The organism is Roseateles puraquae (assembly GCF_002205845.1).
Taxonomy (GTDB): domain Bacteria; phylum Pseudomonadota; class Gammaproteobacteria; order Burkholderiales; family Burkholderiaceae_C; genus Pelomonas; species Pelomonas puraquae.
Genome location: NZ_NISI01000003.1, coordinates 168,653 through 188,057, shown reverse-complemented (window position 1 = coordinate 188,057; position 19,405 = coordinate 168,653). Strand labels below are relative to the sequence as shown.

The window sequence follows — 19,405 nt, the reverse complement described above, 5'->3', positions numbered from 1 at the left end:
CATTGGCGCGGCTGTGGACTTCCCGACCCGCGCCGGCATTGGGTTTGCGCGTGATTGAGCCTCGCGAACCCGCATCGGGACGTCGGATCTGGGGCGTGGCCGGGCTGCTGGCCGCGGTGTCTCAGACCCTCACGGACCGCTTCTCGGTGGTCGTCGTGGGCGGCGAGATCGCCGGTTTCACCCGTGCGGCCAGTGGCCACTGCTATTTCAGCCTGAAGGATGCTGACGGCCAGGCGGCCAGCCTGCGCTGCGCGATGTTCCGCCGAGCGGCGGCCCTGCTGGACTTTTCGCCGGGTGAGGGCGTGCTGGTCGAGGTGCGCGGGCGCGTGGCGGTGTACGAGCCGCGGGGCGAGCTGCAGTTCGTCGTCGAGGCCATGCGCCGGGCGGGTGCCGGCACGCTGTACGAGCAGTTCCTGAAGCTGCGGGCGCGGCTCGCGGCCGAAGGCCTGTTCGATGCGCAAGCCAAGCGGCCGCTGCCGCCGCATCCGCAGCGCATCGGCGTCATCACCTCGTCGGCCGGGGCCGCGCTGCATGACGTGCTGACGGCGCTCGCGCGTCGTGCGCCGCAGGTGGAGGTGGTGGTCTACCCCAGCCCGGTGCAGGGCGTGGAGGCGCCCCCGGCCCTGGTGCGTGCGCTGCAAACAGCCAATGAGCGCGCGGAGGTGGACGTGCTGCTGCTGGTGCGCGGAGGCGGTTCGCTCGAAGACCTGTGGGCCTTCAATGACGAGCGCGTGGTGCGAGCCGTGGCCACGTCGGGGTTGCCGGTGGTGTGCGGTGTCGGCCACGAAACCGATGTGACGCTGTGCGACCTGGCGGCCGACCTTCGAGCCCCCACGCCGACGGCAGCGGCGGAGCTGGCAGCGCCTGCACGCGACGCGCTGCTGAGCCAGCTGGCGAGCCTCGAGCGCGCGCTGGCGCTGCGGCTGGACCACCGCCTGCAGTCGCTGGCCCAGCGGCTGGACCGCCTGGCGCTGCGCCTGTCGCGCCCAAGCGACCTGATCGCGCGCCAGCAGCGCCTGCTCGGTCTGCTGGCCCAGCGTGCCGCTGCGGCGCCGCGCCGCCGGGTGGAGCTGCAGGCCCAGCGCCTGGCCCACCTCGCCCAGCGGCTGGACCGCGCTGAGCGAGAGGTCGTGCTGCGCCAACGCAGCCGGCTTGACGCCTTGCAGGCCCGATTGCAGGCGCTGGACCCGCACCACGTGCTGGCCCGCGGCTATGCCTGGCTGGACGACGGGCAGGGCGGTGCCATCACGTCGATCACGGCGTTGGCGCCCGGCCGGGAGGTGCGCACGGTGCTGGCGGACGGTAGCGCCGACATGCAAGTCCTGCGGGTACGGCCATTGCCGCAGGGGTGATCGGCTCTCCCTACAATCCGCCGCGTTTCTCTTCCCCCATTCATCACCGAGGTTGACACCATGGAACACACGCTGCCCCCGCTGCCTTACCCCATCGATTCGCTGGCCCCGCACTACAGCAAGGAAACGCTGGAGTTCCACCACGGCAAGCACCACAACGCCTACGTGGTGAACCTGAACAACCTGCAAAAGGGCACCGAGTTCGAATCCCTGACGCTCGAAGAGATCGTCAAGAAGAGCTCCGGCGGCATCTACAACAACGCCGCCCAGATCTGGAACCACACCTTCTTCTGGAACTGCATGAAGCCCAATGGCGGTGGCGAACCCAGCGGTGCGCTGGCTGATGCCATCAACGCCAAGTGGGGCAGCTACGCCGCCTTCAAGGAAGCCTTCGTGAAGAGCGCCGTCGGCAACTTCGGTTCCGGCTGGACCTGGCTCGTCAAGAAGGCGGACGGCACGGTCGACATCGTCAACACCGGCGCCGCCGGCACGCCGCTGACCACCGCCGACAAGGCCCTGCTGACCGTCGACGTGTGGGAGCACGCCTACTACATCGACTACCGCAACCTGCGCCCGAAGTTCGTGGAGACCTTCCTGAGCAACCTCGTGAACTGGCAGTTCGCCGAAGCCAACTTCGCCTGACGAGGAGGCCCCTCGCCCAGTCTCGCCCGCTGAACGCGGCGAGGCTGGTCGGTCCCCCAAGGGGACGCCGATGCAAGCGGCATCGAGCCGCTTGCACATCGCCAGCGCGGGCCGGCTTGGGGCGGCCCGGCGCTCGGCCCGAAATCCCTGAAAGAAGCCGGCATCGAGCCGGCTTCTTTCATTGCGAGACTTGAATGACGTGGCGCACCAGCGGGTACACCTGGTGCTGCCACCGCCGTCCGCTGAACACGCCGTAGTGGCCCACATTGGGCTGGATGTAGTGGGTGCGCATGAACAGCTTCAGGCTGCTGGCGAGATCCTGCGCAGCCAGGGTCTGGCCGACGGAGCAGATGTCATCGCGTTCGCCTTCGATGGTCAGCAGCGCGGTGCGGCGGATGGCGGCGGGGTTCACGCGGCGGCCCCGGTAGGTCATTTCGCCGCGCGGCAGGTCGAAGGTCTGGAACACGCGCTCCACCGTCTCCAGGTAGAAATCAGCCGCCAGGTCGGCCACGGCGAGGTACTCCTCGTAGAAGGTGCGCGTCACCTCAGCCTTGTCGAACTCGTCGGCGACGATGTGCTTGTAGTAGTCCTTGAAGGCGTTTGCATGCCGGTCCTTGTTCATGCTCATGAAGGCCGACAGTTGCACAAAGCCCGGGTAGACGCGCCGGCCCGCACCTGCGTGCTGCCAGGGCACATGGCTGATGAGGTTCTTGCGGAACCAGTCGATCGGCTTGCTCGTGGCCAGCTTGTTGACGGCCGTGGGGCTGACGCGGCAGTCGATCGGGCCCGCCATCAGCGTGAGGCTCGCCGGCGTGGCGGGGTGGTCGTCCTCGGCCATCACCGACACCGCCACCAGCGCGCTCACACAAGGCTGGCACACCGCCACCACATGGGCCTGCGGGCCGATGGCGGCGAGGAAGTCGATCAGATGGCCGGTGTACTCGTCCAGCCCGAAGCGGCCGGCGGCCAGCGGCACGTCGCGCACGTTGTGCCAGTCGGTCACGTAGACGTCGTGGTCTTGCAGCAGGGTGCGCACGGTGTCGCGCAGCAGCGTGGCGAAGTGCCCGGACATGGGCGCCACCACCAGCACCTTGGGCTGGGCGGGTGCGCCGTCCTTGCGAAACCGCAGGAGGGTGGCGAAGGGGGTGGTCAGCGCGGCTTCCTCGGTGACGGGCCAACGCTCGCCGCCCTGGGTCACCTCGCCGATGCGCCAGGGTGGCCGGGTGTGCGTGACCTGGGCGAGGTCGAAGACCTTGCCCGCCGCGCGCCAAGGGCGGGTGGGCAGCCAGGGAAAGTCGTCCAGGCCGGGCTGGTCCAGCAGGGGCAGGGTCAGACGGTTCAGGGTGCGCAGGGGCCAGAGGAGATCGGCTTGGGCCTGGTAGGCGGGGTACATGGCATCTCCTGCGTGGCGGTGACGGCCCACTGAACGCAAGGAGCGCGCCAGCGCGGCATGGCATGGGCCTTGCGACGAGGCTCACCACCCACCGCCGAGGAGACGCTGATGCCCGTTGCCACGCCGACCAAACCCGCCGCCCGCAAGAGCCTGCGGGGTGCCAGGGCCGCAGCGCCTGCATCGCCCACACCGGCCACCGTCACCAAGTCCCGCCCGGCACCGCGCGCCGCGGCGCGGCCGGCTGCCTCGCTCACGCTGAGCAGCAAGAACTACTCGTCCTGGTCATTGCGGGGCTGGCTGCTGACCCGGTTTGCCGCGCTGCCCTTCGAGGAGGTCATGCTGCCAACGGATGACGAGAGCGCCCGCAAGGAGTTGCTGCTGCTCGCGCCCTCCATTCTCGTGCCCTGCCTGCGCCATGAGGGCGTGACGGTCTGGAACACGCTGGCGATTGCCGAATACCTGGCCGAGACCTTTCCAAAGGCCGGGCTCTGGCCCGCCGACCGGGTCGCGCGCGCGCATGCCCGCGCCATCTGCGGCGAGATGAACTCGGGCTTTGCCAACCTGCGCGCTTCGCTGCCCATGAACCTCAAGGCGCACTTCCCGCGCCACAAGATCTGGGCCGGCGCCAAGCCCGACATCGAGCGCATCGTCGAGATCTGGAGCGAGTGCCTCGCCCGCTACGGCGGCCCGTTCCTGTTCGGCAAGAAGCGCTGCGCGGCCGACGCGATGTTCGCGCCCGTCGTCACGCGCTTCCTGACCTACGACGTGCCGGTCAACCCGGCCTGCCTCGCCTACTGCGACACCATCATGACCATGCCCGAGCTGCAGGAATGGATCGCCGCGGCTCGCCTGGAACCCGACGAGATCGAGCAGCTGGACATGGACTTCTGAGTACCCGGCCGCGCCGGGCAACGGGTCACGCCCAGGTCGAGGGCGCCGGCACCTCGCAGGGGGCTGGCGCGTCCACCGTCTTGAAGTCGGCGGGCGACACGATCTCCAGGTACTCCATGTCGGGCGAGTAGTCGAACAGGTAGTGCACGATGCCCGGACGCTGGTGCACGCAGTCGCCCGCCTCCACCAGCGTGACCTGGTCGCCATACATGAACTTGGCCCAGCCCTTGGTCATGATGACGATCTGGAAGTCCGCCTCATGTCGGTGCCATCCCGTGCCCTTTTCAGGGGCCATGTTCGCCTTCACAAGGTGCGCGATGACCCGGCCGTGGGTGGCAGCGGCCACGCCGAGATCGCGGTAGAGGAAGAAATCCCTCAGCCCGTCGCTGCGCCAGGGCGTGTCCCCGGGCTTGACGTGAGAGAACTCGGTGGTGGAGGCGTCGTTGGCGGCGCCCACGGGGATCGACAGATCCGTCATGACCAGGCTCCTGTAAAGCGGCAGGTGACCGGCAGCACGCAATATGCGTTCCCGCGTCTGCCGCAGGCCGATTGCCTGCGCCTTGATTCATGTCATGGGGCGCCGTGGCCCGCGCCGCTAGATTGCCAGCGTGAGCGCTCCACCCCTCGGGCTGCACGCGGCCGAAGCCGACGCGCGCCTTCTCGCCCCCTTCACCACCTGGCCGGATGGCCCGGGTGGCGTGGCCGTGTCGCAGTTCCAGGTCGCGGGCATGCATTGCGCGGCCTGCTCCGGCATCATCGAAGACACGCTCGGGCGCCTGCCCGGTGTCGAGGGGGCGAGCGTCAACGCCGCCTCTGCCCGGCTGGCCCTGCGCTGGCAGCCCTCGCGGCTGCCCTTGGCCGAGGTGCTGGCGGCGCTGCAGGCCGTGGGCTACCAGGCCACACCCGATGTGGCCGCCTCGGCGCGTGAACTGCGCCGCCGCGAGAAGCGCCAGGCGCTGTGGCGCGTGTTCGTGGCGGGCTTCCTGATGATGCAGGTCATGATGCTGGCCACGCCGGCCTACGTGGCCGCCGCCAGCGAGCTCTCGCCCGATCTCGATCAACTGCTGCGCTGGGGGTGCTGGGTGCTCACGCTGCCGGTGATGGTGTTCTCGGCGGGGCCCTTCTTCAGCGGGGCGTGGCGGCAGCTGCGTGCGGGCCGGCTGGGCATGGACGTGCCGGTGGCCTTGGGTATTGCCGTGACCTTCGTCGCGAGCACCGGTGCGCTGTTCGACCCGCGCGGGCTGCTGGGCCACGAGGTGTATTTCGACTCGCTGACGATGTTCGTCGCGCTGCTGCTGCTGGCGCGCTGGTTCGAGCTCGGCGCCCGTCATCGAGCGGCCGAGGCGCTGGAGGCCGTGGCTGGCGCCCTGCCGACCACCGCCGAGCGGCTGCTGCCTGACGGCCGCAGCGAGCAAGTGCCTGCCGAGCGGCTGGCCGTGGGCGATCGCATCCGCGTGAAGGCCGGCGAGGCCTTCGCGGCCGATGGCACGGTGCTGGCGGGCCAGGGTTGGGTCAACGAGGCGTTGCTGACGGGCGAGTCGGCGCCCGTGGCCAAGGCCGTCGGTGCCGCGGTGGTGGCCGGCAGCCTGAGCCTGGACGGGGTCTTCACGGTGGCTGTCCAGCGCGTGGGCGCCGACACCACGGCGCAAGGCATCGTGCGGCTGATGCAGCAGGCACAAAGCCAGCGCCCGGGTGGCCATGGCCTGCTGGATCGCGTGGCCGCCGGTTTCACGGCGGCCGTCTTGCTGCTGGCGATCGGCGCCGGATGGGCCTGGTGGTGGATCGACCCGGCCCGCGCGGTGGCGGTGGCCGTTGCCGTGCTCATCGTGACCTGCCCCTGCGCATTGACGCTGGCGGCGCCCGCTGCCTGGCTCACGGCCAGCGGCGCCCTGGCCCGCCGTGGCCTGCTGCTGGCGGACCTGTCGGCGCTGGAGCGGTTGTGCACGGTCGACACCGTGGTGTTCGACAAGACCGGCACGCTGAGTGAAGACCGCCTGCGCCTGAGCGCGCACTGGAGCACCAGCGGCGATGCCGACGCCTTGCTGGCGCTGGCTCGCGGCCTGGCCACCTTCTCACGGCACCCGCACGCGCAGGCGCTGGCCGACGGAGGCGATGGCGCCCACTGGGCCGATGTGCAGGAAGTGGCCGGCCGCGGTGTGCAGGCGACGGATGTGCAGGGGCGCCCCTGGCGCCTGGGTTCGCCCGGTTGGGTGTCTGCTGATCCCGACCCGCGGGCGCGCCTGGCCTTTGGCCGCGAGGGGGCTGTGCTGTGGCTGGACCTCGAAGAGGCGCCGCGCGCTGATGCCGCCGAAGCGGTGGCGGCGTTGCACGCCCAGGGCCGTCAGGTGCGGCTCCTGTCCGGTGATCAGCCGGTGGCGGTGGCGCGCATGGCTGAGCAACTCGGCATCGACGACTGGCGTGCTGGCGCAAGCCCTGACACCAAGCTCGCCGCCGTGCGCGGCTGGCAGGCCGCGGGGGAGCGCGTGTTGATGGTGGGCGACGGCATCAACGATGCCCCGGTGCTGGCGGCAGCCGATGTGCGCATCGCGATGGGACAGGGCGCCATGCTGGCCCGCAGCGCGGCCGATGCGCTGCTCGTGTCGAACCGATTGATGGCCGTGCCGCAGGCCCTGGCCTTGGCGCGCCGCACCCGCCGCGTGCTGGGCCAGAACCTGGCCTGGGCGGCGCTCTACAACCTGGCCTGCGTGCCGCTGGCGCTGGCCGGCTGGCTGCCGCCGCTGGCGGCCGGCATCGGCATGGCCAGCAGCTCGCTGCTGGTGGTGCTCAACGCCCAGCGCCTGCAACGCTGAACCCACGCCGACTTCGATATGGACATCCTCTATCTCCTCATCCCGTTCTCCGTCGTGCTGGTGCTGCTCATCCTGGCCGTGTTCGGCTGGGCTGTGAACTCCGGGCAACTGGAGGACCTCTCCCGAGAGGGCGAACGTATCCTGCTTGACGAGGATCAAGGCCCCTAGCGCCCTACGCGCGAAGAATCGTTCGCATCAGACTGAAGGAGTCGCGATGGCGAACGAAAAGGCCCTGGCCACCACTGGGGCGACATACGAGGACGGACCGGTACGCGCATTCGCGCTGGCAGCGGTCCTGTGGGGTGTGGTGGGGATGCTGGTGGGCGTCATCATTGCCGCCCAACTGGCCTGGCCCGAGTTGAACCTCGGCATTCCCTGGCTCAGCTATGGCCGCCTGCGACCGCTGCACACCAATGCGGTCATCTTTGCGTTCGGCGGCTGCACGCTGTTCGCCACTTCCTATCACGTCGTCCAGCGCACAGGCCAGACGCGGCTCTTCCTGCCGAAGCTGGCCTGGTTCACCTTCTGGGGCTGGCAGCTCGTCATCCTGTTGGCAGCGATCTCCCTGCCGCTCGGCTACACCACCGGCAAGGAATACGCCGAACTCGAATGGCCGATCGACATCCTGATCGCGGTCGTCTGGGTGGCTTATGCCGTCGTGTTCTTCGGCTCGGTGGGTACGCGCAAGATCCGGCACATCTATGTGGCCAACTGGTTCTTCGGCGCCTTCATCATTGCGGTGGCCCTGCTGCACATCGTCAACAGCGCCGAGATCCCGGTCAGCCTCACCAAGAGCTACTCCGCCTACGCCGGCGTGCAGGACGCGATGGTGCAGTGGTGGTACGGCCATAACGCGGTCGGCTTCTTCCTGACGGCGGGCTTCCTCGGGATGATGTACTACTACATCCCCAAGCAGGCCGAACGCCCCGTCTACAGCTACCGCCTGTCCATCGTCCACTTCTGGGCGCTGATCTTCACCTACATGTGGGCGGGCCCGCACCACCTGCACTACACGGCCCTGCCGGACTGGGCGCAGAGCATCGGCATGATCTTCAGCCTGGTGCTGCTGGCGCCGAGCTGGGGCGGCATGATCAACGGCGTGATGACGCTGTCGGGCGCCTGGCACAAGCTGCGCGACGACCCCATCCTGAAGTTCCTCATCGTGGCCCTGTCGTTCTACGGCATGTCCACCTTCGAGGGCCCGATGATGTCGATCAAGACGGTGAACTCGCTGTCGCACTACACCGACTGGACGGTGGGCCACGTGCACAGCGGCGCGCTGGGCTGGGTGGGCCTCATCTCGATGGGCTCGCTCTACCACCTGATCCCGCGCATGTTCGGCCGCACGGAGATGTACTCCAAGCGCGCCATCGAGCTGCACTTCTGGATCGCGACCCTGGGCATCGTGCTCTACATCGCCGCGATGTGGATCGCCGGTGTGATGCAAGGCCTGATGTGGCGTGCGGTCAACCCCGACGGCACCCTGGTCTACACCTTTGTCGAGAGCGTGAAGGCCACCTGGCCGTTCTACGTGATCCGCCTGAGCGGCGGCCTGCTGTACCTCGGCGGCATGCTGGTCATGAGCTGGAACGTCATCAAGACCGTGCAGGCCGGCCGCGCACAGGCGGTGCGCATCCCCACGCCTGCCCTGGCTCACGCTTGAAGGAGATTTCATGAGCAACCATTCCCAAGCCGTCTCCGGCCACCAGCGCATCGAGACCAGCAACCTGCTGATGATCGTGCTGGTGCTGCTGACCGTGATGGTCGGTGGCATCGTCGAGATCGTGCCGCTGTTCTTCCAGCGCTCCACCACGCAGGCCGCGCCGGGCCTCAAGCCCTACACCGCGCTGCAGCTCGCCGGGCGTGACATCTACCTGCGCGAGGGCTGCTACAACTGCCACTCGCAGATGATCCGCCCGCTCGCCGCGGAGACGCTGCGCTATGGCAAGTACTCCACCGCGGGTGAGTTCGTGTACGACCACCCCTTCCAGTGGGGCAGCAAGCGCACGGGCCCCGACCTGGCCCGCGTGGGGGGCAAGTACAGCGACGACTGGCACCGCATCCACCTGAACAACCCGCGTGACCTGGTGCCCGAGTCCAACATGCCGGCCTATTCCTGGCTGGCCGGCGCGCCGGTCGATGCCGCCGGCATGCCGGCCCGCCTGGCGGCCATGCGCACCCTGGGCGTGCCCTACACCGACGCCGAGGTGAAGGCCTCTGCTGAGGAGGTGAAGGGCAAGACCGAGCTCGATGCGCTCGTGGCCTACCTGCAGGTGCTCGGCACCGCGAACAAGTAAGGAGCCCGCAATCATGGGCATCAACGAACTCCGTGTGGCCGTGACCCTGGTGTCGCTGGCCGTCTTCCTCGGCATCGTCGCCTGGGCCTGGCGTGGCCGCTTCGACGAGGCTGCCCGCCTTCCTTTCGAAGGAGATGAGCAATGAGTGACTTCTTCAGCAGCGGCTGGTCCCTCTTCATCGCCGCGGTCACGATTGGCGGCCTGATCGCCTGCGGCATCCTGCTGGTGATCGCCAGCCGGCGCCAGGTCATGGCGGCAGACAACACCACCGGCCACGTCTGGGACGAAGACCTGCGTGAGCTGAACAACCCGCTGCCCGCGTGGTGGATGGGCCTGTTCGTCATCACCATCGTGTTCGCCGGCGTCTACCTGGCCCTCTACCCCGGTCTGGGCAGCCAGGCGGGCAAGCTGGGCTGGACGAGCGAGGGCGAGCACGCCAAGGAACTGGCCGCAACCCGTGCCGCGATGGCCCCGGTTTACGCCGCCTTCAAGGACATGGCGCCTGAGCAGCTCGCCAAGGACCCCAAGGCCCACGCCATCGGCGAGCGCCTGTTCGCCAACAACTGCGCGCAGTGCCACGGTGCCGACGCCAAGGGCTCCAAGGGCTTCCCCAACCTGACGGACAACGACTGGCTCTGGGGCGGCAGCTACGACACCATCGTCGAGACCATCACCAAGGGCCGCGAGGGCAATATGCCGGTCATGGCGCCGGCGGTGGGCACCAGCGAGGACGTGCGCAATGTGGCGCACTACGTACTGTCGCTGTCGGGCAGCCCGCACAACGCGCTCTACGCCCAGCTGGGCAAGGAGAAGTTCGTGGTCTGCGCGGCATGCCATGGCCCTGGCGGCAAGGGCAACCCGGCCATCGGTGCGCCCAACCTGAGCGACAAGATCTGGCTGCACGGTTGGGGCGAGGAAGCCGTGATGGCCATGGTCAACAACGGCAAGCACAACGTCATGCCTGCCCACGGTGAGCGCCTCACGCCGGAGCAGATCCGTGTGCTGGCCGCCTACGTCTGGGGCCTGTCGCAACCGCAGGGCGTCGCAGCCGCGAACTGATCTCCCATGCCTGCCCCTTCCGCACCCGCCACGGGTGATGCAGTCCACGTCATCCGGCTCTACAAGTCGGAAGACAAGATCCATCCCCGCTCGGTGGATGGCTTCTACGCCCGCTGGCGCTGGGTCATCGTCGCGTTGACTCAAGCGGTGTTCTACGGTCTGCCCTGGCTCAGCTGGGGCCAGCGGCAGGCCGTGCTGTTCGATCTGGAAGCCCGGCGCTTCTACATCTTCGGCCTGGTGCTCTACCCGCAGGACTTCGTGTACCTCACGGCCCTGCTGATGATCTCGGCCTATGCGCTGTTCCTGTTCACCGCGGTGGCCGGGCGCTTGTGGTGCGGCTACGCCTGCCCGCAGACGGTCTACACCGAGATCTTCATGAAGGTGGAGCGCTGGTTCGAGGGCGACCGCAATGCGCGGCTGCGGCTCGACAAGGCGCCCTGGTCGCTCGACAAGCTCTGGCGCAAGGCCGGCAAGCAGCTCGTGTGGGTCGCGATCGGGCTTTGGACAGGCTTCACCTTCGTTGGCTACTTCACACCCATCCATACGCTGGGTGCCGAGGTCCTGTCGCTCGGCACCGGCCCGTGGGAGACGTTCTGGGTGCTGTTCTACGGCTTTGCCACCTACGGCAATGCCGGCTACATGCGCGAGCAGGTCTGCAAGTACATGTGCCCCTATGCGCGCTTCCAGAGCGCCATGTTCGACCGTGACACGCTCATCGTCAGCTACGACCCCGGTCGCGGCGAGCCTCGCGGCAACAACGCCAAGCGAAAGAAGGGCGTCGCCAGCAGCGAGCCTCTGGGCGACTGCATCGACTGCGAACTCTGCGTGCAGGTCTGCCCCACCGGCATCGACATCCGCAAGGGCCTGCAGTACGAATGCATCGGCTGCGCGGCCTGCATCGACGTCTGCAATGGCGTGATGGACAAGATGGGCACGCCCCGCGGCCTCATCCGCTACGACACCGAGAACGGCCTGGAGCAGGGCCTGTCCAGTGCCCAGCGCTGGCGCAATGTGCTGCGGCCGCGCGTGATCATCTACACGACGGTGCTGCTCGTCATCTGCTCGGCGCTGCTGTGGAGCCTGTCGTCACGGCATGGCTTCCGGGTGGACGTGGTGCGCGATCGTGCTTCGCTGGCCCGGCTGGTGGAAGACGGCTGGGTGGAGAACGTCTACCGCCTGCAGGTCATGAACGCGACCGAGTCGCCGCAGCGTTACCGCATCGAGGCCGAGGGCTTGCCCGGCCTGGTGCTGAGCCAGGCGACCACGGTCGACCTCGGCCCGGCCGAGGCCCGCTGGGTGGCCGTGGCCTTGAGGCTGCCGCCCAGCGCGGCCCAGCAGTTCAAACCCGGTGCGCATCCCATCCAGTGGCGCATCAGCCGCATCGGCGACGGCGCCCCGGAGGCGATCGTCGAAAAGTCCACCTTCATGCTGCCGCGATGAACGGCAAGGAGAACCGCATGACCTCAGTTACATCCAAGCCGGCCTGGCGCGAGCCCATGGTCTGGCTGGTCGTGGGCGGCCCTGCAGCCGTCGTGGTGGCCAGCTTCTTCACGCTGGCGCTGGCCTTGAAGCACCCCGACCCGCCGCTGGACCTGCACACCACCGCAGCCCGCTCGGCCGACGACGTCGAGCCTGCCGACATGCGCGCCAAGGAGGGGGACGTGCCTGCGCTGATTGCGCGCAACCATGCCGCCACGGGCACGGCTGGAGTCAAGCGGTGACCGGCCCGGCCGGCCCCTCGCGCATCGCGCGTTTCGCGATGGCGGTGGCCTGGTCGTCCTTCCTCAGCGCCGGTGTGCTGGAGCTGCTGGTGTTTGCGGTGGTGGACCCGGGTGAGCTGCGCTGGTTCGGGGCAGCACCCGTGGAGCTGTCGTCCCAGGCGGTCTACACGCTGGCCTTTCTCGTGTTCTGGGGCGTGATCGCGCTGGCGTCGAGCCTCGCATTGCTGCTGGTCAACTTGCCAACGGAAGACGCTAGACCGGCGCGTCGCGCCCCGGGTTGGCCTCGCTGACGACCCGGGCATGCCGGTCGTGCGTCCAGTAGGCCCAGGCCCAGTCCAGCAGCACCACGAAACGGTTGCGAAAGCCGATCAGGAAGTACACGTGGGCAAACAGCCAGAACAGCCACGCGAAGTAGCCTGAGAAGCGCAGCGGCCCGGCCGGCGTGCCGAGGTCGACCACCGCGCTGTTGCGGCCGATGGTGGCCAGGTTGCCGTAGTCGCGATAGCGGAAGGGCAGGGTGGCCTGACCAGCCAGCGTGCGCCGAAGGTTGGCGGCCGCATGGCGCCCCATCTGCTTGGCCCCGGGCGACACCCCGGGCACGGGGCGCGGTTCGCGCCCGGGCACATGGCTCTGGGCTGAGGCGAGGTCGCCGATGACCTGGATGGCTGCAAAGCCCTTCAGGCTCAGGTCGGGCTCCACCACAACGCGACCGGCGCGGTCCAGCGCGCAGCCGGTGGCGCTTGCGAGCACGCGACCCAGCGGCGACGCCGCCACCCCGGCCGCCCACACCACGCAGCGGCTGTGCAGCCGTTGCGGCCCGTCGGCTGTCGTGATGTCCAGCCCTTCGGCATCGATGCCGGTGACGCGCGCCCCCAGCTTGACCTCCACGCCGAGGGCGGTCAGCTGCTCCCGAGCCCGCTCGCTCAGCGCCTCGGGCATGGCCTGCAGCACGCGCGGGCTGCCTTCGACCAGCAGCACCCGCGCCTGGCGCGGGTCGATGCGGCGGAACTCGCCGGGCAGGGTGTGCCGGGCGATCTCGGCAAACGTGCCGGCCAGCTCCACGCCGGTCGGGCCGCCGCCCACGACCACGAACTGCAGCAGCGCCGCGCGCCGGGCCGGGTCGTCCTCCCGCTCGGCCGCCTCATAGGCCAGCAGCACACGGCGGCGGATCTCGAAGGCGTCCTGCAGCGTCTTCAGCCCTGGCGCGAAGGTGGCCCAGTCGTCGCGGCCGAAGTAGCTGTGGGTGGCGCCGGCAGCGACGATGAGGTGATCCCAGCGCAGCAAGGCGCCATCCTTCAGCGTCGCGGTGCGGGCCTGGGCATCCAGCCCGACGACCTCGCCCAGCAGCGTCGTGACGTTGCGCTGGCGACGGAACAGATGCCGGATGGGCGCGGCGATCGACGGCGCCGACAGCCCCGCGGTGGCCACCTGGTAAAGCAGGGGCTGGAAGAGGTGGTGGTTGGTCTTGTCGACGACGGTGATGTCGACGTCGGCATGGGCCAGAGCCCGCGCCGCTTCCAGGCCGCCGAAGCCGCAGCCGATGATGAGCACTTGGGGACGCATGAGCCCATCCTACGCCCGCGCTGCTGCAGTGCAGCATGCGAAGTCGGCATGGGGCCAGGCCAGCTCCGCCGGCCGGTTGGCTCAGCCCGCGGCGTTGGAGACCAGGCGCTGCAGGGCTTGCGGATCCAGCACCGTGATCTGCCGCTGCTTCACATCCAGCACACCGTCTTCCTGGAACTTGGAGAACGTGCGGCTCACGGTTTCCAGCTTGAGCCCGAGGTAGCTGCCGATCTCCTCCCGGGTCATGCGCAGCACCAGGCTGCTGGACGAGAAGCCGCGTGCCTGCAGGCGCTGGGTCAGGTTCAGCAGGAAAGCCGCCAGGCGTTCTTCGGCGCGCATATTGCCCAGCAGCAGCATCACGCCGTGGTCACGCACGATCTCGCGGCTCATGATCTTGTGGAACTGGTGCTGCAGCACGGTGAACTCGCGCGACAGCTCTTCCAGGTCACGGTACTGGATGACGCAGACCGACGAGTCCTCCAGGGCGACTGCGTCGCAGTGATGCTGGTCGCTGCTGATGCCGTCCAGGCCAAGCAGCTCGCCGGCCATCTGGAAGCCCGTCACCTGGTCGCGGCCGTCCTCGCTGCCGACGCAGGTCTTGAAGAAGCCCGTGCGCACGGCGTACAGCGCCTCGAAACGATCGCCGTTGCGGAACAGGTGGTCGCCGCGCGGCACGCTGCGGCGTTTTTCGACCAGCCCGTCCAGGCGCTGCAGGTCGGCCGCATTCAGGCCCACGGGCAGGCAGAGCTCGCGCAGGTTGCAACTGGCGCAGGCGACCTTCAGCGGCTCCAACGTGCCGCTGCAGGAGGACGCAGGCACGTCGGGGTGGATGGGCACGCTCATGGGGGGGCGGAGGGTGGTCAGCATGCGGCTGATTGTTCTTGTCCGGTCCCGCTGCGGCCTTGACCTGGATCAACGCCACGGGCGAGGGCCGGCGTCACAGTGCAGCCATGTCTGCTGTCACCGACCGCCCCATCGATGCCGACCTGCTGCGCCGCCACGACGTCGCGGGGCCGCGCTACACCTCCTACCCCACGGCCGACCGCTTCGTCGAGGCTCACCAGGGAGGCCAGCATCTGCAGGCGCTGCGCCAGCGAGGCACGGCGCAGCCGCTGTCGGTCTACGTGCACATCCCGTTCTGCGAGCAGCTCTGCTACTACTGCGCCTGCAACAAGATCATCACCAAGCACCACGAGCGGGCCCAGCCTTACCTCGATGCCCTGGCGATCGAGATGGATCTGGTGGCCGAGGCCATCGGGGGCCAGGCGCCGGTGTCGCAGCTGCACCTGGGCGGCGGCTCGCCCACCTTCTTGTCGGACGCCGAACTCACCACGTTGATGGCCGCACTGCGCCAGCGCTTCAAGCTGCTGCCGGGTGCCGAGCTGTCGGTGGAGGTGGACCCGCGCACCGTGGACGCCGCGCGGCTGGCGCATCTGCGCTCGCTGGGCTTCAACCGGCTGTCCTTCGGTGTGCAGGACTTCGATCCCGGCGTGCAGAAGGCGGTACACCGGGTGCAGCCGTTCGAGCAGGTCGCCGCGCTGATGCGGGATGCGCGCGAGCTGGGCTACCAGTCCACCAACGTCGACCTGATCTATGGCCTGCCGCTGCAGACGCCGGCCAGCTTTGCGCAGACCATTGCGCAGGTCGCCGAACTGCGCCCGGACCGCATCGCGATGTACGCCTATGCCCATCTGCCGCAGCGCTTCAAGCCGCAGCGGCGCATCGTGGCCGAGCTGCTGCCGCCCGCGGGCGACAAGCTCGCCATGCTGTCCGGCGCCATCAGTGCGCTGCTGGGCGAGGGGTACACCTACATCGGCATGGACCACTTCGCGCTGCCGGAAGACCCATTGGCCGTGGCCAAGCGCCAGGGGCTGCTGCACCGCGGCTTCCAGGGTTATTCCACGCAGCCCGACTGCGACTTGGTCGGCCTGGGCGTGTCCTCCATCAGCCGCGTAGGCGCCACCTACGCCCAGAACGCGAAGACGCTGGAAGAGTACGAGGACGCGCTGCGCCAACGCCAGCTGCCCGTGCAGCGCGGCCTGGCCCTGACGCGCGACGACCTGCTGCGCCGTGCGGTCATCATGGCGCTGATGTGCCAGGGCCGCGTGGAGTTCGAATCCATCGCGGCGTCGTATCTCGTCGACGTGCCAACCTACTTCGCGCCCGAATTCGAGCGGCTTCAGCCACTGGCGGACCAAGGGCTGCTGGTGATGGAGCCCGGCGCGATCCAGGTCACGCCGCTGGGCTGGTACTTCGTCCGGGCGGTGGCCTTGGTCTTCGACCGCTACCTGCAGGCCGACGCCAGCCGCGAGCGCTTCTCCAAGATCATCTGACGCGGTTGCGATGTCGCTGGATGCTGCGCTGATCGGGTCTGCCGCCCTGATGGGGCTGGCCGGTGCGCCGCACTGCGCCCTCATGTGCAGCACGCCCTGTGCGCTGGCGGCCCGCGGGCGTCCGCAGCAGATGCGGTTGCTGGCGGGGCGACTGGTCAGCTACAGCGCGGCTGGCGTGGTGGCGGCCCTGTCGGCGCAGGCGCTGGCGCAGATGTCGACCGGCGTCGCCGTGCTTCAACCGCTGTGGGCGATGTTGCAGGCGGCGCTGCTGGTGCTGGGCTTGAGCCTGCTGCTGCGCGGGCAGGTGCCGGTGTGGCTGACACGGGTGCGCTGGCGCCCGCAGCCGGGGCGATCCTTCGTGACCGGTTTGGCCTGGGTGGTCATGCCCTGCGGCCTGCTGCATGGCGCGCTGCTGCTGTCGGCGCTGTCGAACTCGCCCTGGAGTGGCGGCCTGGCCATGGCGGCGTTTGCCACCACCGGCACCCTGGGCTTGGCAATCGCGCCGGCGTGGATTGCGCGGCTACCCCGTCGCGTGGGAGATGCCTCGCCGGCCCTGCGCCTGGCAGGCCTCGGCCTGGTGGCGGCCTCCGGTTGGGCCCTCGTCCACGGGGTGTGGCAGCGGGCACAGCTCCTGTGCTGAGCAGCGCCCGGCGCGCGCCCTAAACTTCGCGGGTTTCGTTTCTGTCGCTTCGCTGCGAAAGCTGCTGTCATGTACCAACACATCCAAGTGCCGGAAGGCGGCCAGAAGATCACGGCCAACGCCGACTTCTCCCTGAACGTGCCCCACAACCCCATCATTCCGTACATCGAAGGGGACGGCACGGGCGCCGACATCACGCCGGTCATGCTCAAGGTGGTCGATGCCGCCGTGGCCAAGGCCTATGCGGGTCAGCGCCAGATCCACTGGATGGAGATCTACGCCGGCGAGAAGGCCACGCGTGTCTATGGCCCCGACGTCTGGATGCCTGACGAGACCCTGGAGGTGGTGAAGGACTACATCGTCTCCATCAAGGGCCCGCTGACCACGCCGGTGGGCGGCGGCATCCGCTCGCTGAACGTGATGCTGCGCCAGGAGCTGGATCTCTACGTCTGCCTGCGCCCCGTGCAGTACTTCGACGGCGTGCCCAGCCCCGTGAAGGAGCCGCACAAGGTCGACATGGTCATCTTCCGCGAGAACTCGGAGGACATCTACGCCGGCATCGAGTACGAGGCGGAGAGCGAGAAGGCCAAGAAGCTCATCAAGTTCCTGCAGGAGGAGCTCGGCGTCAAGAAGATCCGCTTCCCCGAGACCTCGGGCATCGGCGTGAAGCCGGTCAGCCGCGAAGGCACCGAGCGCCTGGTGCGCAAGGCCATCCAGTACGCCATCGACAACAACAAGCCCAGCGTGACCATCGTGCACAAGGGCAACATCATGAAGTACACCGAGGGCGGCTTCCGCGACTGGGCCTATGCCTTGGCGCAGAAGGAGTTTGGTGCACAGCCCATCGACGGCGGCCCGTGGTGCAAGTTCAAGAACCCGAAGACGGGCAAGGACATCACCATCAAGGACAGCATCGCCGACGCCTTCCTGCAGCAAATCATCCTGCGCCCGGCCGAGTACAGCGTGATCGCCACGCTCAACCTCAACGGCGACTACATCTCCGACGCGCTGGCCGCCCAGGTGGGTGGCATCGGCATCGCGCCGGGCGCCAACATGAGCGACTCCATTGCCATGTTCGAAGCCACGCACGGCACCGCGCCCAAGTACGCCGGCAAGGACTACGTGAACCCGGGCTCCGAGATCCTGTCCGCCGAGATGATGCTGCGCCATATGGGCTGGACCGAGGCGGCCGACCTCATCATCAGCAGCATGGAAAAGGCCATCCTGAGCAAGAAGGTCACCTATGACTTCGCCCGCCTGATGGATGGCGCGACCCAGGTCTCCTGCTCGGGCTTCGGCCAGGTCATGATCGACTGCATGGAATGAGGCCGGCGGGCGGTGCCCGCAACGCCATTGTGCAAGCCCATCGTCGGACACGGCGATGGGCTTCCTGCCTTTTGAACGTCGCACGAGCGCCCGCTCGGTATGCTGAACCGCATCAACCGAGGAGCTCTCATGGATCTCGACCCCCAAGGCCTGGCCACCCGTCGCGCGGTGCTGGGCGATGCTTATGTCGATGCCGCACTCGCCAAGGTCACGCCCTTCACCGAGCCGCTGCAGGAACTCGTCACGCGGCATGCGTGGGCCAACACCTGGCAGCGCCCAGGGTTGGACCTGCGCACGCGCAGCATCGTGACGGTGTCGATGCTGGTGGCCCTGGGCCGAATGCATGAGCTCAAGACCCATGTGCGCGGTGCGCTGAACAACGGCGTGACGGTGCAGGAGCTGCAGGAGGTCTTCCTGCATGCGAGCGTCTACTGCGGCTTCCCGGCGGCGGTGGATGCCTTCCGCGCGGCGGCCGAGGTGGTTGACGGCGTGGGCGGCTGAGCGAGGCTCAGAAGCACTCGTCCAGGCAGAGGTAGAAGTCCAGTCGCCGTGCATCCGGCGGCGCCAGGCCGTAGGCGGAGAAGAGGTGGCGCTGCGCATCAGTGCCGAACTCGCCGAGGCTGTTCCACAGGATGGCCAGGTCCTGGAAGCGGTCGGCCACGCCCAGGCGGCCGAGGTCGATGAGACCGGTGAGGCGGCCTTGGGCGTCAAGCAACAGGTTGTCCAGCGAATAGTCGCCATGGCAGACGACCGCGTCATGCCCGGTCGGCCGCAGGCGTTGCAACTCGCGCCAGACCTGTGCGGGCGTCCATCCCTGGCGAGCGTCATCGAAGTCGTCCGGGTCGATCAACCCGGCGTCAAGCCGTTGCCGCGCGTGGGCGAGGCGCTGATCGAGCGGCGCCTGGAAGGGGCAGCTCGGCACGGGAACGCGATGCAGCTGTGCCAGGGTGCGGGCCAGTGTGGTGACGATCTGCGGCATGTGCGCCGGTGCGTCGCACAGCCACTGGTAGGCGGTGCGGCCGGGCAGGGCGTGCGTGAGTAGCCAGGCCTCGCTTGCAGCCACCTCGAAATGCAGCAGGCGCGCGACCGGCAGGTGTCCTTGCAGCCAGCGCAGCCGCACCATCTCGTCCACCACGGCCTCGGCCACGGCGCCGCGGCCGTGTTTCAGATAGAGGTCGGCCCGGCCCGGCCGCGCCACCCGGTACACCGCGGCGCCGGCCTCACCGACCCGGTCGCGATGCCACCGTGCGTCTTCGCAATGGGCCGCCACACCCGCCGGCAGGCGTGGCGCACGGCAGGGATGCTCGCGGGCGGAAGAGGCGCTGGCCTCAGGGTGCATGTGTGGGGCTCGCCAAAGAAAAGGGGCGCCGCAGCGCCC

General features: G+C 68.7%; 21 protein-coding genes. 16 read left to right on the top strand and 5 right to left on the bottom strand.

Features of this window, described 5'->3' with window-relative positions:
* Window positions 1-86: 86 nt before the first annotated feature.
* Together xseA and CDO81_RS28775 are read left to right on the top strand one after the other, a co-directional pair.
* Entirely contained in the window at window positions 87-1,352 is a 1,266-nt protein-coding gene (xseA, locus tag CDO81_RS10775) for an exodeoxyribonuclease VII large subunit (protein ID WP_420893051.1), read from the top strand.
* A gap of 60 nt (window positions 1,353-1,412) precedes the next feature.
* On the top strand, window positions 1,413-1,994 hold the full coding sequence (locus tag CDO81_RS28775) for a superoxide dismutase (RefSeq protein WP_241516951.1): 582 nt from the start codon (window positions 1,413-1,415) through the stop codon (window positions 1,992-1,994).
* Between the two features lie 178 nt (window positions 1,995-2,172).
* On the opposite strand, the gene CDO81_RS10770 is transcribed toward CDO81_RS28775, so the two are convergent.
* Window positions 2,173-3,387, bottom strand: a complete 1,215-nt coding sequence (locus CDO81_RS10770; RefSeq protein ID WP_088483209.1) for a polyhydroxyalkanoate depolymerase — start codon at window positions 3,385-3,387, stop codon at window positions 2,173-2,175.
* Between the two features lie 108 nt (window positions 3,388-3,495).
* On the opposite strand from CDO81_RS10770, the gene CDO81_RS10765 reads away from it, so the two are divergent.
* Window positions 3,496-4,278: a glutathione S-transferase family protein gene (locus CDO81_RS10765; protein WP_088483208.1), complete on the top strand. Its 783-nt coding sequence runs from the start codon at window positions 3,496-3,498 to the stop codon at window positions 4,276-4,278.
* Window positions 4,279-4,303: 25 nt separating this feature from the next.
* Here the strand turns inward: CDO81_RS10765 and CDO81_RS10760 are convergent, their stop codons facing one another.
* A complete protein-coding gene (locus CDO81_RS10760) occupies window positions 4,304-4,756 on the bottom strand; it encodes a cupin domain-containing protein (protein ID WP_088483207.1) in 453 nt (150 codons plus the stop codon).
* Between the two features lie 130 nt (window positions 4,757-4,886).
* Between CDO81_RS10760 and CDO81_RS10755 the strand changes: the two genes are divergently transcribed.
* The 9 genes from CDO81_RS10755 to CDO81_RS10715 are packed head-to-tail and all read left to right on the top strand — an operon-like array spanning window position 4,887 to window position 12,455.
* Window positions 4,887-7,088 (top strand): heavy metal translocating P-type ATPase, encoded by a 2,202-nt coding sequence (locus tag CDO81_RS10755; RefSeq protein ID WP_088483206.1) that lies wholly within the window; start codon window positions 4,887-4,889, stop codon window positions 7,086-7,088.
* Between the two features lie 18 nt (window positions 7,089-7,106).
* A complete protein-coding gene (gene ccoS, locus CDO81_RS10750; protein WP_088483205.1) occupies window positions 7,107-7,256 on the top strand; it encodes a cbb3-type cytochrome oxidase assembly protein CcoS in 150 nt (49 codons plus the stop codon).
* A gap of 46 nt (window positions 7,257-7,302) precedes the next feature.
* Window positions 7,303-8,751, top strand: coding sequence for a cytochrome-c oxidase, cbb3-type subunit I (gene ccoN, locus CDO81_RS10745; protein ID WP_088483204.1), 1,449 nt, complete (start codon window positions 7,303-7,305; stop codon window positions 8,749-8,751).
* Window positions 8,752-8,761: 10 nt separating this feature from the next.
* Entirely contained in the window at window positions 8,762-9,385 is a 624-nt protein-coding gene (ccoO, locus tag CDO81_RS10740; RefSeq protein ID WP_088483203.1) for a cytochrome-c oxidase, cbb3-type subunit II, read from the top strand.
* 13 nt (window positions 9,386-9,398) lie between these two features.
* Window positions 9,399-9,530, top strand: coding sequence for a cbb3-type cytochrome oxidase subunit 3 (locus CDO81_RS10735; protein ID WP_088483202.1), 132 nt, complete (start codon window positions 9,399-9,401; stop codon window positions 9,528-9,530).
* Window positions 9,527-10,444, top strand: a complete 918-nt coding sequence (gene ccoP, locus CDO81_RS10730) for a cytochrome-c oxidase, cbb3-type subunit III (RefSeq protein WP_088483201.1) — start codon at window positions 9,527-9,529, stop codon at window positions 10,442-10,444. Before CDO81_RS10735 ends, ccoP begins: the two co-directional genes overlap by 4 nt.
* Before the next feature lie 6 nt (window positions 10,445-10,450).
* On the top strand, window positions 10,451-11,884 hold the full coding sequence (gene ccoG, locus CDO81_RS10725; RefSeq protein WP_088483200.1) for a cytochrome c oxidase accessory protein CcoG: 1,434 nt from the start codon (window positions 10,451-10,453) through the stop codon (window positions 11,882-11,884).
* A gap of 17 nt (window positions 11,885-11,901) precedes the next feature.
* Window positions 11,902-12,165, top strand: a complete 264-nt coding sequence (locus CDO81_RS10720; RefSeq protein WP_088483351.1) for a hypothetical protein — start codon at window positions 11,902-11,904, stop codon at window positions 12,163-12,165.
* A complete protein-coding gene (locus CDO81_RS10715; RefSeq protein WP_338139969.1) occupies window positions 12,162-12,455 on the top strand; it encodes a hypothetical protein in 294 nt (97 codons plus the stop codon). Before CDO81_RS10720 ends, CDO81_RS10715 begins: the two co-directional genes overlap by 4 nt.
* Here CDO81_RS10715 and CDO81_RS10710 read toward each other — a convergent pair.
* The gene (locus CDO81_RS10710; RefSeq protein ID WP_088483199.1) at window positions 12,418-13,728 is read right to left on the bottom strand and encodes an NAD(P)/FAD-dependent oxidoreductase; all 1,311 of its coding nucleotides are present in this window, start codon (window positions 13,726-13,728) and stop codon (window positions 12,418-12,420) included. The genes CDO81_RS10715 and CDO81_RS10710 overlap by 38 nt on opposite strands.
* An 81-nt stretch (window positions 13,729-13,809) precedes the next feature.
* Entirely contained in the window at window positions 13,810-14,571 is a 762-nt protein-coding gene (fnr, locus tag CDO81_RS10705) for a fumarate/nitrate reduction transcriptional regulator Fnr (RefSeq protein WP_088483349.1), read from the bottom strand.
* Between the two features lie 107 nt (window positions 14,572-14,678).
* Between fnr and hemN the strand changes: the two genes are divergently transcribed.
* The 4 genes from hemN to CDO81_RS10685 all read left to right on the top strand — a co-directional run bounded on the left by hemN (window position 14,679) and on the right by CDO81_RS10685 (window position 18,528).
* The gene (gene hemN, locus CDO81_RS10700) at window positions 14,679-16,061 is read left to right on the top strand and encodes an oxygen-independent coproporphyrinogen III oxidase (protein ID WP_088483348.1); all 1,383 of its coding nucleotides are present in this window, start codon (window positions 14,679-14,681) and stop codon (window positions 16,059-16,061) included.
* A 10-nt stretch (window positions 16,062-16,071) separates the two neighbouring features.
* Complete coding sequence (locus CDO81_RS10695; RefSeq protein ID WP_088483198.1) at window positions 16,072-16,701, top strand: sulfite exporter TauE/SafE family protein; 630 nt, start codon at window positions 16,072-16,074, stop codon at window positions 16,699-16,701.
* Window positions 16,702-16,770: 69 nt separating this feature from the next.
* Window positions 16,771-18,027: an NADP-dependent isocitrate dehydrogenase gene (icd, locus tag CDO81_RS10690; RefSeq protein ID WP_088483197.1), complete on the top strand. Its 1,257-nt coding sequence runs from the start codon at window positions 16,771-16,773 to the stop codon at window positions 18,025-18,027.
* 129 nt (window positions 18,028-18,156) lie between these two features.
* Window positions 18,157-18,528: a carboxymuconolactone decarboxylase family protein gene (locus CDO81_RS10685; RefSeq protein ID WP_088483347.1), complete on the top strand. Its 372-nt coding sequence runs from the start codon at window positions 18,157-18,159 to the stop codon at window positions 18,526-18,528.
* Window positions 18,529-18,535: 7 nt separating this feature from the next.
* Here CDO81_RS10685 and CDO81_RS10680 read toward each other — a convergent pair whose 3' ends face one another.
* A complete protein-coding gene (locus tag CDO81_RS10680; RefSeq protein ID WP_088483196.1) occupies window positions 18,536-19,366 on the bottom strand; it encodes an APH(3') family aminoglycoside O-phosphotransferase in 831 nt (276 codons plus the stop codon).
* Window positions 19,367-19,405: the final 39 nt, after the last annotated feature.

Bases quoted from the DNA above. Each gene is read 5' to 3' on its own strand.
- ccoS (WP_088483205.1), top strand. From the start codon at position 7,107: ATGGACATCCTCTATCTCCTCATCCCGTTCTCCGTCGTGCTGGTGCTG.
- fnr (WP_088483349.1), bottom strand. From the start codon at position 14,571: ATGAGCGTGCCCATCCACCCCGACGTGCCTGCGTCCTCCTGCAGCGGC.
- ccoP (WP_088483201.1), top strand. From the start codon at position 9,527: ATGAGTGACTTCTTCAGCAGCGGCTGGTCCCTCTTCATCGCCGCGGTC.
- CDO81_RS10685 (WP_088483347.1), top strand. From the start codon at position 18,157: ATGGATCTCGACCCCCAAGGCCTGGCCACCCGTCGCGCGGTGCTGGGC.
- icd (WP_088483197.1), top strand. From the start codon at position 16,771: ATGTACCAACACATCCAAGTGCCGGAAGGCGGCCAGAAGATCACGGCC.
- ccoO (WP_088483203.1), top strand. From the start codon at position 8,762: ATGAGCAACCATTCCCAAGCCGTCTCCGGCCACCAGCGCATCGAGACC.
- hemN (WP_088483348.1), top strand. From the start codon at position 14,679: ATGTCTGCTGTCACCGACCGCCCCATCGATGCCGACCTGCTGCGCCGC.
- CDO81_RS10760 (WP_088483207.1), bottom strand. From the start codon at position 4,756: ATGACGGATCTGTCGATCCCCGTGGGCGCCGCCAACGACGCCTCCACC.
- CDO81_RS10770 (WP_088483209.1), bottom strand. From the start codon at position 3,387: ATGTACCCCGCCTACCAGGCCCAAGCCGATCTCCTCTGGCCCCTGCGC.
- CDO81_RS28775 (WP_241516951.1), top strand. From the start codon at position 1,413: ATGGAACACACGCTGCCCCCGCTGCCTTACCCCATCGATTCGCTGGCC.
- CDO81_RS10735 (WP_088483202.1), top strand. From the start codon at position 9,399: ATGGGCATCAACGAACTCCGTGTGGCCGTGACCCTGGTGTCGCTGGCC.
- ccoN (WP_088483204.1), top strand. From the start codon at position 7,303: ATGGCGAACGAAAAGGCCCTGGCCACCACTGGGGCGACATACGAGGAC.
- CDO81_RS10720 (WP_088483351.1), top strand. From the start codon at position 11,902: ATGACCTCAGTTACATCCAAGCCGGCCTGGCGCGAGCCCATGGTCTGG.
- CDO81_RS10695 (WP_088483198.1), top strand. From the start codon at position 16,072: ATGTCGCTGGATGCTGCGCTGATCGGGTCTGCCGCCCTGATGGGGCTG.
- ccoG (WP_088483200.1), top strand. From the start codon at position 10,451: ATGCCTGCCCCTTCCGCACCCGCCACGGGTGATGCAGTCCACGTCATC.
- CDO81_RS10680 (WP_088483196.1), bottom strand. From the start codon at position 19,366: ATGCACCCTGAGGCCAGCGCCTCTTCCGCCCGCGAGCATCCCTGCCGT.
- CDO81_RS10710 (WP_088483199.1), bottom strand. From the start codon at position 13,728: ATGCGTCCCCAAGTGCTCATCATCGGCTGCGGCTTCGGCGGCCTGGAA.
- CDO81_RS10765 (WP_088483208.1), top strand. From the start codon at position 3,496: ATGCCCGTTGCCACGCCGACCAAACCCGCCGCCCGCAAGAGCCTGCGG.